We start from the raw sequence: 14,197 nt of genomic DNA on the forward strand, positions 1-14,197 counted from the left end.
GCCGGTGCCAACATCAATGCAGGATCAGGAGGAAATCATGACTGTCTCGAAGCCCGGAAGCTTCAGCCGCCGTTCGCTGTTGATGGCGGCCACGGCCATACCGCTCTGCGGGATTCTGACCCGGCCGGCATCTGCCGCCGAGTTCGTCTACAAGTTTGCCACCGGACAGGACCCGACCCATCCGGTGAATATCCGAGCGCAGGAGGCGATCGACCGGATTCACGAAGCGACCAGCGGCCGGCTGGAGATCAGGCTGTTTCCGGCCAATCAGCTTGGCTCCGACACCGAGCTCATGACCCAGGTTCGCAGCGGCGGCGTAGAGTTCTTCAATCAATCGTCCTCGATTCTCGCCACCCTGGTGCCCAGCGCAGGCATCGTGAACACGGGCTTCGCATTCGCCGACTACGGCAGCGTATGGAAGGCGATGGACGGCGAGCTCGGCACCTATATCCGGGCGCAGATTGCCAAGACGCCGATTATGGCGGTGTCGAAGGCCTGGGACAACGGCTTTCGCCAGGTGACCTCGTCCGGCCGGGAGATACGGACGCCGGATGATCTCAAGAATTTCCAGATCCGCGTTCCGCCCGCGCCGCTGCTCACCTCGCTCTTCAAGGCGCTCGGGGCGGGGCCAACGCCGATCAACTTCAACGAGGTCTATTCCGCGTTGCAGACCAAGGTCGTCGACGGCCAGGAGAACCCGTTGCCGATTATTGCGACCGCGCGCCTCTACGAAGTGCAGAGCGCATGCAGCCTGACCGGGCACGTCTGGGACGGCTATTGGATCCTGGGCAACAAGCGCGCCTTCGAACGCCTGCCCAAGGATGTGCAGGAGATCGTGACGCGCGAGCTCGATCGCTCTGCCGTTGATCAGCGCGCCGACATCGCAAAGCTCAGCCAGTCGCTGCGCACCGATCTCTCGGCCAAGGGCCTCAAATTCATCGACGTCGATCGTGCCGCCTTCCGCCAGGCTCTGTCCAAGACCAGCTTCTACGCCGACTGGAAGGGCAAGTTTGGCGAAGAGGCATGGTCGCAGCTCGAAAAAGCCGCGGGTCAGCTATCATGACCAGCATGAGCCATACGCCGCATGTCGATGCCGCTATGGCGGCCGGCAAGTCTCAAGCGGGCCCGCGCAGCTGGGTGGTGACGGCGAACACAGTGCTTGGCCATGTCGTCGCGGTCCCGGCAGCACTGCTCGTGCTGGCGGAGATCGCGGTTCTGTCCGCCGGAATCGTGGGCAGATACGTCTTCCGCTCGCCGATCGTCTGGTCCGACGAGCTCGCCGGCATTCTCTTCCTGTGGCTCGCCATGCTCGGATCCGTGATTGCGTTCCAGCGCGGCGAGCATATGCGGATGACGGCCATCGTCGGCGTCCTCAGCGCGGAAGTCCGCGCGTTCCTGGATGTGATAGCAGCCGCGGCATCGCTGGCATTCCTCGTGCTCGTCGTCTGGCCGGCCTATGAATTCGCGGCCGATGAGGCTTTCGTCACGACGCCGGCGCTCGAGATCGTCAACAGCTGGCGTGCGGCCGCACTGCCGATCGGGATCGGACTGATGCTGATCGCGGCGGTCCTCAGGCTCATCCGCATCGCGAGCCTGCGCAGCCTGCTGGCGTCCCTGGCGATCGTCGCAGGAATCATCGCGACCTTCGTTCTGCTGGCGCCGGTCTTGCAGCCGCTCGGCAATCTGAATCTTCTGATTTTCTTCGTCTTCGTCGTCGGCGCAATGGTCTTTGCCGCCGTGCCGATTGCGTTTGCATTCGGCCTCGCCACCGTCGGCTATCTCGCCCTGACCACCAGCACGCCCGACGTGGTGATGATCGGACGGATGGACGAGGGCATGAGCCACCTGATCCTTCTGGCCGTCCCGCTGTTCGTCTTTCTCGGCCTTCTGATCGAGATGACCGGCATGGCGCGCGCCATGGTCGGCTTCCTGGCGAGCCTTTTGGGCCACGTGCGCGGCGGGCTGCACTACGTGCTGGTCGGAGCGATGTATCTGGTCTCGGGCATCTCCGGCTCCAAGGCGGCGGACATGGCCGCGGTGGCTCCCGTCCTGTTTCCCGAGATGCGGCAGCGCGGGGCCAAACCGGGAGACCTCGTTGCGCTTCTCGCGGCGACCGGCGCCCAGACCGAGACGATTCCGCCCTCACTGGTTCTGATCACGATCGGCTCGGTGACGGGTGTGTCGATCTCCGCACTGTTCACAGGCGGATTGCTCCCGGGCGTGGTGCTTGCGGTCATGCTCGCCGCTGTCGTGTGGTGGCGATACCGCCGCGAGGATTTGTCCCACGTCAAACGGGCGAGCCTGGGGGAGATCGGCCGTGCCTTTGTGATCGCGATTCCCGCCATCGCGCTGCCCTTCGTCATCCGGACCGCCGTCGTCGAGGGCGTCGCCACGGCAACGGAGGTCTCGACCATCGGCATCCTCTACTCGGCCTGTGCGGGTCTCTTCGTCTACCGCCAGTTCGACTGGCGCCGCATCTATCCGATGCTGGTCGAGACGGCCTCGCTGTCCGGGGCGATCCTGCTCATCATCGGGGCGGCGACAGGGATGGCCTGGGCGCTGACCCAGTCAGGATTTTCCGCCTCTCTCGCAAAGTTCATGACAAGCCTTCCCGGCGGCGTTCCTGTCTTCCTGGCCGTGACGATCGTGACCTTCGTCATCCTGGGCAGCGTGCTGGAAGGGATTCCGGCTATCGTCCTGTTCGGGCCGCTGCTGTTCCCGATCGCGCGGCAGGTCGGGGTGCACGATGTCCACTATGCGATGGTGGTGGTCCTCGCCATGGGCATCGGCCTGTTCGCGCCGCCGTTCGGCGTCGGCTATTATGCCGCCTGCGCCATCAGCCGCATCCACCCGGACGAGGGCATGATACCCATCGTGGGCTACATGATCGCGCTCCTGATCGGCACACTCATCGTCGCCGCGGTGCCCTGGCTATCGATCGGCTTCCTTTGACGCCTAGGAGAGGGACCTCGCGGGACAAAACCGCGAGGCACCTCGTCAGGCGAATTTCGGAAGATGCAGCGGCAAGCCTTCGCAGGGCATATCGATCTCCTCGACCTGACCATTGCCGACTTCGGTGACGCGCAGCTTCTTGCCTTCGAGCGTGAAGGCGCAATTGGTCGGCTGGGGTCCATCCAGGATAAGGCGATCGGCGACCTCACCCCGCTGGTCCAGCACCGTGACGTTCTTCTGGTTGTAGACCGTGCAATAAAGCCGACCGTCCGTGCCGAAGGCCATTCCGTCCGGCCCTTTGAAATCGGGATTTGAATCAGGTTGCAGGACGTTGCCGAAGAGGACGCGTTTCGGCGCGGCCTCGCCGAGCGCGTCGTATCGGTAGATCTCGCCGGTGAAGGATGCGTTGGCATAAAGGTGATTGTCGGGACCGAAGGCAATCCCGTTGGTGAAGCGGATCTTGCGATCGAGCACGCGGAGCACCTTCATGGCTGCCGGATCGATCTCATACACACGGCCGTCCCAATCGAGATCCATATAGCTGTCGACGAAAGCTTGGCCGTTGATGAAATCCTCCGCGGCCATGCCGGAGTCAGTCATGTAGAGCAGTCCGTTCGGACCGAAGCAGAGGTCGTTTGGAAACAGAAAGCGGTCCGCGCCTTCGCCCCGCATGCGTCGGATCTCGTTTCCGTTCTCGTCAATGCAGATCAGCGCCCGGAGGCCGGCTTCCGCGATCCAGATCCTACCGTGGCCGTCGGTCGTCAGCCCGTTCGGTCGCCCGCCCGTCGTCCGGATCACGCGGCGATTGCCGCGAGGATCGAGCCGTGTGACGCAAAGGGTCGAAGCTGACATCTCCGTCACATACATCGATGCATCGGGCAGACACACCGGGCCCTCCGGCGCTCCAATTCCAGATGCAAACAGTATCGACGCCATTCATCCCTCCCGTTCTCGAATGTTGCGCTCGTTAGGCGATGACCAGCCCGCTGGCCGGATCGATCAGCACCACGCGATTGAGATCGATGGCTAGATCGATCCGCTCGCCATGGCTGGTGACGTCATGAGCCTGAAGCTCGGCAACGGCGTCCACGCCGCCGAGCCTGATGGTGGTGAAGGTGCGGGTTCCGGTTGGCTGAATAAGGTCGGCGACGGCTGAATAAGCGACCACGCCGTCCCGCAGAGGTCCGCTGCCAGCCCGGCTGAAATGCTGGGGCCGAATGCCGACGAGAACTTGCCGCGCCTCCCCATGGGTCAGTGACTTGGCCTTAGCGCTCGGAAGGGGCAGCACATCGCCGGATTGAAACACGACGGCTGCATCGGCGCCGTTTGTCTTGAGAGTCGCCGGGATGAGGTTGATCGAGGGAGAGCCGAGGAAGCTGGCCACAAATCCCGTATGGGGCTGCTCGAATAGCTCGAGCGGAGCTCCCTGCTGCTCGATCTTTCCCTCGCGCAGCAGCACGATGCGGTCGGCGAGCGTCATCGCCTCGACCTGGTCATGGGTCACGTAGATCATCGTCGTCGTGATCTCGTGATGCAGGCGCTTGATCTCGGTTCGCATCTCGTCGCGGAGCTGGGCGTCGAGATTCGAGAGCGGTTCGTCGAACAAGAAGAGGTCCGCCTTGCGGACGATGGCGCGGCCGATCGCGACCCGCTGACGCTGGCCGCCGGAGAGCTGACGCGGATAGCGCATTAGGAGAGTGCCGATGCCGAGCATCTCGGCGGCTTCGCTGACCCGCTTCCTGATTTCGATCTCTGGAGTCTTGCGCGCGCGCAGGCCGAAGGCGATGTTCTCGTTGACAGTCAAATAGGGGTAGAGCGCATAGTTTTGGAACACCATCGCGATGTTCCGCTCGCGGGGGCGCAGATCGTTGACGACCGCGCCGCCGATCGTAATGGTTCCGCCATCCGGATCCTCAAGACCGGCGATGGTTCGCAAGAGAGTGCTCTTACCGCAGCCGGATGGCCCTACCAGCACGGCGAATTCGCCATCGGCGATGGTGAGATCAACTCCCCGGACCGCATGCACGTTGCCGTAATATTTGTGTACCCTGGACAGCTTGACGTCAGCCACTCCGCTCTCCCTAACCCTTGACTGCGCCCAGGGAGATGCCGCGCACGAGATAGCGTTGCATCACCGAAACTGCGACGAAGATCGGCAACGTGCCGAGGACCGACATCGCTGCGATCTTTGCCCAGAAATTCGATTGTCCGCCGAAGTAGTGCGTCAGCATGACCGGAAACGTGATGACCTCGGTGCGTGTGAGCACCAGTGCGAACAGAAAATCGTTCCAGGCAAAGACGAAGGTGAAGACCGAGGTTGCCATGAGGCCTGGACGGACCATCGGGAAGACGACCTTCCAGATCACCTCCCATCGATTGAGGCCGTCGACGAGCGCGCTCTCTTCGAGCTCCAGCGGAACATCGACGATGTAACCGCGCATCATCCAGATCACGTAAGGAAGATTGAATGCCGTGTAGAGCAGGATCAGCCCGAGATAGCCGTCGACCAAGCCGAAATAGACATAGATCAGGAAGATCGGGAAGACGACGGCAATCGGCGGGATCATGCGCTGGGAGATGATCCACATCGCGAGGTTCTCGCCACCGGTGCCGAAGCGGGCGAGGCTGTAGGCGCAGAGCGTCCCCAGGACAATGGCGATGCCCGAGCTGACGCCGGCGACGATCAGGCTGTTCAGGATGGCAAGGACGTCGCCGTCCTTGAACAGAACGTAGTAATTCGAGAACTGGATCTGTCCGGGAATCCACAGGGGTGGCAGATGATAGATCTCGTCCGGCGTCTTGAACGAGATCATGAACAGCCAGTAGACCGGGAACAGAAACAGCAGGGTCACGACACCGGCGCCAAGATAGCGAAGCGCCAGGATGCGGGCTTTTCTGGCCGGAAGCCTGCCGATCCTCATCGCGCAAGGTCCATGCGCTTGAGAACCAGGGTGGTAATAAGCGTGAGCAGTGCAATCACGAGGAACGAGATAGCGGCAGTATAGCTGGTCTCAAACTGCGAGAAGCCTTGTACATAGGTGTAGAGCGAGACGGTTTCGGTCATCGAGCCCGGTCCGCCCTCGGTGAGGGCCCAGATGATGTCGAAGATGCGGACGAGGTCCAGGCCGCGGATCAGGCAGGCGACGGCGACGATGGGCGCGATGGCCGGCAAGACGATTGCGCGAAGCACGCGCAGGTACGACGCGCCGTCGATCTCAGCGGCCTCGAGCTGGGACTGATCGACATTCGACAGCGCCGCGAGCAGCAGCAGGAACATGAACGGCGACCATTGCCAGACTTCGCAGATGATGATTGCCGGATAAACGTAGGCGGGATTGACGGTCCAGAGAATCCGTACTGGCTCTCCGGCGAAGGAGCTGAGAATCTGACCGATTGGACCGAAGCGGACGTCGAACATTAGCCGCCAGGTCGCTCCCGCGACTATCGGAGAGATCACCGTCGGAAGCACAAGCAGCGCGACGAAGAGCTGGCGCCCCGGCATGCGATCGATGAAGAGCTGCGCCATCAGGAAGCCGATCAGCAACTCCAAGGGCAGCGCGATCACGGTGATGATGGCGGTATGACCAAGTGAGACCCACAGCCGGGTGTCCTTGAAGAGCTCCGCATAGTTCAACAGGCCGACGAAGGACGTGTCATTCTCGGTCATCGTGATGCGTTGGAAGCTCACGATCAGCGAGTAGATCAGGGGAAACAGACCGACCAGGAGAAGGATCAGAATGGCCGGAGCGACGATAAGATAGGGGAGACGGTCTTCGAGCACGCGTCCGAGGCGGCTCGGCTTGCGTTGTTCGGCAGCGTTGAGACTTGCGGAAAGCGCCATGATCAGTCCAGGAAAACGGCACCGCAGGGAGGGCGAACGTCTCCCGTGCGGTGTCTAGGGCAGCTATTGGGGATAGGCGCCGGGCTTGGCGGCCCAGACCTTGTAAACGGCCTTCTGGTTCTCGATGCCGACCTTCTCGGTGATGGCGTCGAATTGCTGCGCCATGCGACCGAGAATGGCCTTGGGATCTTCGCCGGCCCAGAGGCTCGAGATCGCCTTGGTCATCGCCTCGTCGTACTTGTCCTGTTGCAGCAGAGAAAGGTCGAGCAGGCCCTTCTCGCCGGACGTCTTGATCGTATCGAGATAGGCGGGCGCGTCGGGCCAGAGTCCACGATATTTCTCGCTCGCATAGTGCGACAGGCGGAACGGATCGCGCAGCGTATAGGGCAGCTGGACGCGCTCGAGGCTGGTCTTCTTGCTGTTCAGCCATTGGATGAAGAGATAGGCGGCCTCCTTGTTCTTGCTGGTGGCCGAGACCGAAAGGTCGAAGCCGACGCCGAGCTCTGGGCGGCCGAGAGGGGTGAGCGCATAGCCGACCTTGCCGGCGACTTGCGATTTCGGCACCCACTTCAATGCTTCTTCGCCCGAGCCATAGCCCGCGGCCCAGCGACCGTAGGGTGGCCAGGAGATCGTCATCGCGGTCGTGCCCTGGAGGAACGCAGCGAGATTGTCGACGAAATTCCATTGCTCGACGCCCGGCGGCATGAACTTGTTCTCCGCCAGCATTTCCTTGAACACCTTGAGGCCGACGTCACCATTGACCGTCGCCTTCATGGTCTCCGCATTGAAGAACTTGCCGCCCTCCATGCGGAAGCGCTCCTGGAACATGTATTGCGGATAGGGGGCGGTGCGGAAGAACCCGGCGCCGTAAACCTTGGGCGCCATCTTGTCGGTGATGAATTGGCCGATCTGGTCGAACTGCTTCCAGTCCTTTGGTGGAGCGAGCTCGTAACCGAACTTGGCCTTGAACTCGTCCTTCATCTTCGGATCCTCGAAGATGTCCTTGCGGTAATAGAGCAGCATCACGTCGCCGTCGTCCGGAAAGCCGTAGATCTTCCCGTCGTACTGCATCTGGTTGTCGCGATAGGCGGCCGCGATGTCTTGCAACTCGTCACGATAGCCAAATTTGTCGACATACTTGTCGAGCGGCTCGAGCGCGCCTGCGCGCGCGAGATCGGGCATCCAGGACGGGATGACGTTCAGCGCGTCATAGGCGCCGGCGCCTGATTTGAAATCCTGCATGATCTTTGTGAACATCTGATCGGTTGGGACTTCGACGACCTTCACCTTGATGCCGGTGAGCTTCTCCCATTGCGGGCCTGAATAATTTAGCGGGTCGAGAGACTGGAGGCCGGCCTCCCAGACGATGCTGATGGTCGTGCCCGCGTACTTCTTCGCGGCTTCGACCGCGGTGTCGGCCGCATCCTTGTCGGCAGCCGGCGCCGAGCTGGCAGCGAGCACTAGGACAGCGACCGCGCTGAGAAACGTCCTGAATTTCATCCCTTCCTCCTCCTCTTGGGCGTCCGGAGCCTGGGAGAACCGGCTTCGGAGCGCTTCTCACGTGATGCTTGACCGGTTAGGAGCCGCAGGCAGAACGGACCTGTCGGCGCCGACCTGGCCGAAAGAAGTAAATTCATCTATGTCGAGAATTTGCAGCGGCGCATCGCTGGTCGGGGTTTGTCGCCCGCAACCTGAATGGACGCAGTTGGCGTTGCAGAAGCACGCATCCTCCCCAAAAACGCTCGAGAGCGTTGACTTTGGGGCTAGTCTGCGTCGCGGCGGAATAGCCCGACAAATGAGAACTTTGCACCCATGCGTGAGCAGCATTCACCTGAATGCGGAGGGCCCTCAGACCCAAGAGCCGTACCGATCTGCTCACCCCCGCAGGGACGCACTCCACTCGCGTGGCACCGACCAGCCGATTCGACAGAAATGGTGGGAGCTCGATCGATGCACAGGCCGAAGCGATCCACTTGCGCAGGCCCGCAATGGTGCGGAATCCGTCGGCCGCGTAGCACCGGGTGGAGGATCGAAAGGCTTGCATCGTCTCGGCCAGCGCATGAGCGCCGATGTGACGGTCAGGATCCGGCTGGACTTATTGGCGAAGAGTTCATCCGCGGTCCGCGTCCCGATGAACTCCCGCGGGTCCGCGCCGAGAAAAGCTGCCGCGGCGGCGAAGACCGGCTCGGCAGCGGGCTGGTCCGCAACAAGATCAAAGATCGTGTCCGAAAGCGTACCTTGTCCGCCGCAGAGCAGGGTCAGCATCTGACCTCCAGCCGATCGACGAACAGCGCCATCGCGAGTAGGTCCACGGAGCCGCCGGGGCCGAGATTCCGGGACACGAACGCCTGGTGAATGTTGCGCGCGCGTGGGTGCCAATCCGGCGATCCGATGCCGCCGGCGGCAAGGAAGCTGGCGGCACTCGCCTGGGCGAAGCGCAGTCCTTCCACTCCGCCCCGATGCAGGAGATTGGTGTTGGTGACCTCGGCGATCAGCCGCATGCAGGTCTTAACGAACGGCGTCCTCGTCATGGGGCGCGAGCTTGCGCGCCGCACGCAGCCCGGGCAGGGCGATGTCATAGACCGACGGAAAGCCGTCGGCAGCTTCCGCCCTAGCCCGCCGGCGCCGTAGCGCCGCGATGCGACGGCGCCATGGCTGCGCAGCGAGACCGGGCCCGACAGGATGTCGTCGCCCCAACGCTCCGAAACCAGCCGGCCGAGCGATTTGCGAATGCCGACGGCGTTCCGATGCCCGGCCGCAGCGCAAAGCAGACCCAGCCCGAAGATCGCGCCGCGATGTGTGTTGACCCCATGTGTTGCGGCCAGCATCGCGCGCTCGGCGGCAACGCCGATAGCGCGCAGCCGGTTCATGCCCGCGCCCTCAGCGCCCGCGGCGGCGAGCTCGCCGAAGAACGGCATCAGGGTCGCGGCGGCCAGCAAGCATGACTGCGACGCCTGCGAACTGAAGCCGCGGTGTTGTCCGAACACGCCCTCTGGGGCGCTCGGCCTGGCAGGCAGCTTATGGCGCAAAACCGACGTCCGGCAGCTTGAAGCGTTCGATCGTTATAGTTTACGAGCTTCGTCGCGTTGCATTGACCGCAACGGCAGCGGCTGCAGTGCGGTTTTCGACGCCGAGCTTGGCGTAGATCTGCTCCAGATGCTTGTCCACCGTGCGCGGGCTCAATCCCAGAATTTGAGCGATGTCGCGGTTGGTCTTGCCCTTGGAAAGCCAGGCCAGCACCTCGCCTTCGCGACTGGTCAGGCCGAGCTCGCTGCTGAATTCGGGAGGCAGGCTGGTGCCGGCCTCCTTGGATAGGCGTAGCAGGAACTCGTTGGGTGCGAGCTCGCCCATGTAGTAGATCCGAAGCTGCGGATTGCCCGGCAGCGCGGCGGCTTGCGATTTCGAGTTTCCCTTGCTTCTCCGGACCTGTTCCAGCCATTGCAGCAGCGACGTCGGCAAGTCCGCGTCCTCTCGTCCTTGTGCGCTGTAATGGTCGGATAGCAGCCTATGCGCCTGTGGCGTTGCCCACAGCACCTTACCCTCCCGGTTGACGGCGAACAGAAAGCGCCCGGAGACGTCGAGAGCCGCGCGTGCGCTCTGCGTGAGGCGCGCATTGCTGAGATGGACGCGGATGCGCGCCAGCATCTCTTCGATCACGATCGGCTTGGCCACGTAGTCGACGCCCCCGGCCTCCAGGCCGCGTACGATGTGCTCGGTTTCGGCCAAGCCCGTCATGAAGATCACGGGCACGTTGGCAAGGCCTGCGTCACTCTTGAGCCGCCGGCAGGTCTCGAATCCGTCCATGCCTGGCATCACGGCGTCGAGCAGCACGATGTCCGGCGTGATCTGGTCTACGATGCGCATGGCCGCGGCGCCGTCGAGGGCGACCATGACGGTCATGCCCGCGCCGTCGAGCGCGTCGGTGAGCAGCCGCAATGTCTCGGGGGAGTCGTCGACGACCAGCGCGACGTCGCGCTTTTTCGGCTCAATGCTCATGTGAGTGCAGAGTCTTCAATGTCGACATGTACTGATCGAGATCGAACCGCTCGACTAGTGTTCGCATCTCGGCGACGAAATCAGCATGCTCGGGATGCGTGCTGCCGATTTCGTCGAGCTTCAACCGGATGCCTTTCACATAGCCGATCTGCCCGAGCCCGATCAGCTCTTCGATATGTTGCACCGAGGGGCGGGAGCCGCTGTACGGCAGGCGGTCCGGCAGGGTGATCTCGTCCCGCTCGTACAGCCAATCGATCTTCAGGAGCTGGTGGATCGTCTCGAGAAATCTCGGAATGTCGATCGGTTTCATCAGATAGCCGTCATGGAAGGGCTGCGCCAGCGGTGCTCCATGCGCCTCCAGTGCGCTCGCCGATACCATCAGAATACGCGCCTGATTGTGCCCGCCGGCGCGCAGCGTCTCGGCCACGGTCCAGCCGTCCATGCCGGGCATGGAGATGTCGAGCAGGAATAGATCCGGCCGGCAATGCTGTGCCAGCGCGAGGCAGCCCGGGCCGTCCGTCGCGCTGAGCAGGATGAATCCGAGGGGAGCGAGCACCTCGCGCAAGAGGTCGCGATGCACGGGATCGTCGTCGGTGACGAGGATCGTCTTGCGCGGACCGAGATAGCCGCAGACCGGTGCTTCCACCGGTGCGATGCGCCGCGGATTGCTCACTTCCGACAGGAGGAGTTTGACCTTGAATGTCGAGCCAACGCCCACGGTGCTGCTCACCTTGATATCGCCGCCCATCACGCCGGCGAGGAGCCGGCTGATGGTGAGACCGAGCCCCGTGCCGCTCTGTGGTTGCGAAACGCCGAGCGCACCCCGCTCGAAAGGCGCGAAGATGCGCTCGAGATCGCCGCCCTGAATTCCGGGGCCGGTATCCGTTACCTCGAATTCTGCGACGGGGTTGCGGTAGTGCACTACGAAATGCACGCTGCCGGCCTGAGTGAACTTAATAGCGTTGGACAGGAGGTTGATCAGGACCTGGCGCAGCCGTTTCTCGTCGGCATAAACCACGACCGGCAGCGCCGCCGGCCGCTTGAACACGAACTCGATGCCCTTGGCGGCCGCCTGGAGGCGGAACATGCCCACGAGCTGATCCAGGAACTCGCTCAGCCGGACCTCGTCGCGGGACAAATAAAGCCGTCCGGCCTCGATCTTTGAGATATCCAGAATGCCGTCGATCAGGCCGGAGAGGTGATCGGCGCTGCGGCGGACGACACGGACCTGCTCGCGCGGCCGGGTCTGGAGCGACGTATCCTGCTCCAGGAGCTGGGCGTACCCGCTGATCGCGTTCAGCGGCGAGCGCAGCTCGTGGCTCAAGCCTACGACGTAGCGGCTCTTGGCGAGATTGGCGGACTCTGCGACTTCCTTGGCGCGCTGCAATTCGGCGTCGGTGCGCTTGTGCGCATCGATCTCCTGGATCAGCAGCGTGGTCTGCCGCCGCGTCTCCGCTTCGGCGGCACGACGGCTCTGCTGCGCCAGCACGAACAGCCAGGCGACCACGCCGATTATGATGCTCAGCGCAAAGAACACTTTCCACAGCACATCAGAGACAAGCGTGCTGTTCGCATTCCCGCTTGCCGAACTCTGTAGGTAGATCAGTCCCAACACCAGCGCGACGAGCCCGGCGGAAATCGCGAACACACCGAGATAGTGGCCGAGCTGAGAGTTGATCCGTTGATAGATAGGCTCAGGCAATACCTTGCCGAGCATCTCGGAAAATTGCGCCTGTGCCCGCGCATGAGGCTTGCAGAGATCGTGGCAGCGCGCATCGAGCGAGCAGCACAACGAGCAGATCGGCCCGGCATAGGCGGGGCAGGAGGTGATGTCCTCCGGTTCGAAACTGTGCTCGCAGATACAGCACTGGATCTGCTCGATATTGGCCCAGCTCTTCTTTGGCTTCCGCGCAATGTAGAACTTGCCGTCGGTCGACCAGGCGATGATCGGGGCCGTGATGAAGGCCGTGGCGAGCGCGACGAAGGGTGCCAGCGCCTTGGCCGTCGGCCCGAACACGCCATAGAACGCCATGATCGAGGCGATGGTCGCGATCGTCATCGAGCCCACGCCGACCGGATTGACGTCGTAGAGATGGGCACGCTTGAACTCCATCTGCGGTGGACGCAATCCGAGCGGCTTGTTGATGACTAGATCGGCGACGAGCGCGCCGACCCAGGAGATCGCAATGTTGGAATAGAGGCCGAGTGTCTGCTCGAGCGCCTTGTAGACACCGATCTCCATCAGCAGCAGCGCCACCATCACGTTGAAGACCAGCCAGACGACGCGGCCGGGGTGGCTGTGGGTCAGACGCGAGAAGAAGTTCGACCAGGCAATCGAGCCGGCATAGGCGTTGGTCACGTTGATCTTGAGCTGTGACAGGATCACGAATGTGCCGCTCAGAGCGAGCGCGAGGTCGGGACGCGCCAGCACGTAGCGGAAGGCCTCGAGGTACATGTGCGTCGGCTCGGCGGCGTCTTCGGGCGAGACTCCGTGGCTGAGCGCGAAGAACGCGAGGAACGAGCCGGCCAGCAGTTTCAGCGCGCCGAGCACGATCCAGCCTGGCCCAGCGCTCATGAGCGCGATCCACCACGAGGTCTTGGAGCTGCGTCGGTCGCGCGGCAGGAAGCGCAGGAAGTCGACCTGTTCTCCGATCTGCGCCACCAGCGCAAACACCACAGAGGCTGCCGTCCCGAACAACAGCAGATCGAGCTTGCCCGATGGATCCCCGTGCTCGCCGGCAAAATTGCGCCATTCGGTGAAGGAGTGCGGATCGGCATAGGCGATCGCCGCAAAGGGCAGAACATGGAGAACGATCCACAGCGGCTGCGTCCAGAGCTGGAAGCGGCTGATCAGCGTGATGCCATAGGTGACGAGGGGAATGATCGCCACCGCACTGATGAGATAGCCGATCGGCCGCGGAATGCCGAAGCACATCTCGAGCGCAGTCGCCAGGATCACAGCCTCGATCGCAAAGAAGATGAAGGTGAAGGCGGCGTAGATCAGCGACGTCACTGTCGAGCCGATATAGCCGAAGCCCGCACCGCGGGTGAGCAGGTCGATATCGATGCCACACTTGGCCGCGTAATAGGCAATCGGCACGCCGCAACAGAAGATGATCGTGCTCGCCACCAGGATGGCAGCGGTGGCGTTGGTCACGCCGTAGTTGAGCGTGATGGTGCCGCCGATCGCCTCCAGCGCGAGGAACGAGATTGCGCCGATCGCGGTATTGGCGACCCGGGCGGCGGACCAGCGGCGCGCGCCCTTTGCGGTGAAGCGCAGCGCATAGTCTTCCAGTGTCTGGTTGGCGACCCACTGATTGTATTGGCGCCTGACACGGTCTATCCGCTGCCGCCCTGCCACTTAGCCCTACTCCCGATTGCTGGCCGCAGCCCTCGCAAATCCCGTAC

General features: G+C 62.8%; 10 protein-coding genes. 2 read left to right on the plus strand and 8 right to left on the minus strand.

Annotated features, from left to right (window positions below; all coding sequences use genetic code 11):
• Window positions 1–37: 37 nt before the first annotated feature.
• On the plus strand, window positions 38–1,063 hold the full coding sequence (locus QA640_RS13060; RefSeq protein WP_283041031.1) for a TRAP transporter substrate-binding protein: 1,026 nt from the start codon (window positions 38–40) through the stop codon (window positions 1,061–1,063).
• A gap of 35 nt (window positions 1,064–1,098) precedes the next feature.
• Window positions 1,099–2,952 (plus strand): TRAP transporter large permease subunit, encoded by a 1,854-nt coding sequence (locus QA640_RS13065; RefSeq protein WP_283042784.1) that lies wholly within the window; start codon window positions 1,099–1,101, stop codon window positions 2,950–2,952.
• Between the two features lie 45 nt (window positions 2,953–2,997).
• On the opposite strand, the gene QA640_RS13070 is transcribed toward QA640_RS13065, so the two are convergent.
• The 8 genes from QA640_RS13070 to QA640_RS13105 form a co-directional block, all read right to left on the minus strand.
• Window positions 2,998–3,888 (minus strand): SMP-30/gluconolactonase/LRE family protein, encoded by an 891-nt coding sequence (locus QA640_RS13070; protein ID WP_283041032.1) that lies wholly within the window; start codon window positions 3,886–3,888, stop codon window positions 2,998–3,000.
• A 31-nt stretch (window positions 3,889–3,919) separates the two neighbouring features.
• Complete coding sequence (gene ugpC / locus QA640_RS13075) at window positions 3,920–5,023, minus strand: sn-glycerol-3-phosphate ABC transporter ATP-binding protein UgpC (protein WP_283041033.1); 1,104 nt, start codon at window positions 5,021–5,023, stop codon at window positions 3,920–3,922.
• A 10-nt stretch (window positions 5,024–5,033) separates the two neighbouring features.
• Window positions 5,034–5,873, minus strand: a complete 840-nt coding sequence (locus tag QA640_RS13080) for a carbohydrate ABC transporter permease (protein ID WP_283041034.1) — start codon at window positions 5,871–5,873, stop codon at window positions 5,034–5,036.
• On the minus strand, window positions 5,870–6,793 hold the full coding sequence (locus QA640_RS13085; protein ID WP_283041036.1) for a sugar ABC transporter permease: 924 nt from the start codon (window positions 6,791–6,793) through the stop codon (window positions 5,870–5,872). Before QA640_RS13085 ends, QA640_RS13080 begins: the two co-directional genes overlap by 4 nt.
• 63 nt (window positions 6,794–6,856) lie before the next feature.
• Window positions 6,857–8,293 carry a sugar ABC transporter substrate-binding protein gene (locus QA640_RS13090; RefSeq protein WP_283041037.1) on the minus strand — a complete coding sequence of 479 codons (1,437 nt, stop codon included), beginning with the start codon at window positions 8,291–8,293 and terminating at the stop codon, window positions 6,857–6,859.
• A 758-nt stretch (window positions 8,294–9,051) separates the two neighbouring features.
• The gene (locus tag QA640_RS13095) at window positions 9,052–9,732 is read right to left on the minus strand and encodes a triphosphoribosyl-dephospho-CoA synthase (protein WP_283041038.1); all 681 of its coding nucleotides are present in this window, start codon (window positions 9,730–9,732) and stop codon (window positions 9,052–9,054) included.
• Between the two features lie 130 nt (window positions 9,733–9,862).
• Window positions 9,863–10,789: a response regulator gene (locus QA640_RS13100; protein ID WP_283041039.1), complete on the minus strand. Its 927-nt coding sequence runs from the start codon at window positions 10,787–10,789 to the stop codon at window positions 9,863–9,865.
• Window positions 10,779–14,150, minus strand: a complete 3,372-nt coding sequence (locus QA640_RS13105) for an ATP-binding protein (protein WP_283041040.1) — start codon at window positions 14,148–14,150, stop codon at window positions 10,779–10,781. The genes QA640_RS13100 and QA640_RS13105 overlap by 11 nt, the downstream gene beginning before the upstream one ends.
• Window positions 14,151–14,197 lie beyond the last annotated feature (47 nt).

Source organism: Bradyrhizobium sp. CB82 (genome assembly GCF_029714405.1).
Lineage (GTDB): Bacteria > Pseudomonadota > Alphaproteobacteria > Rhizobiales > Xanthobacteraceae > Bradyrhizobium.

Coding starts and splice junctions, on each gene's coding strand:
- QA640_RS13060 (WP_283041031.1), top strand. CDS start 38: ATGACTGTCTCGAAGCCCGGAAGCTTCAGCCGCCGTTCGCTGTTGATG.
- QA640_RS13065 (WP_283042784.1), top strand. CDS start 1,099: ATGGCGGCCGGCAAGTCTCAAGCGGGCCCGCGCAGCTGGGTGGTGACG.
- QA640_RS13070 (WP_283041032.1), bottom strand. CDS start 3,888: ATGGCGTCGATACTGTTTGCATCTGGAATTGGAGCGCCGGAGGGCCCG.
- QA640_RS13080 (WP_283041034.1), bottom strand. CDS start 5,873: ATGAGGATCGGCAGGCTTCCGGCCAGAAAAGCCCGCATCCTGGCGCTT.
- QA640_RS13085 (WP_283041036.1), bottom strand. CDS start 6,793: ATGGCGCTTTCCGCAAGTCTCAACGCTGCCGAACAACGCAAGCCGAGC.
- QA640_RS13090 (WP_283041037.1), bottom strand. CDS start 8,293: ATGAAATTCAGGACGTTTCTCAGCGCGGTCGCTGTCCTAGTGCTCGCT.
- QA640_RS13100 (WP_283041039.1), bottom strand. CDS start 10,789: ATGAGCATTGAGCCGAAAAAGCGCGACGTCGCGCTGGTCGTCGACGAC.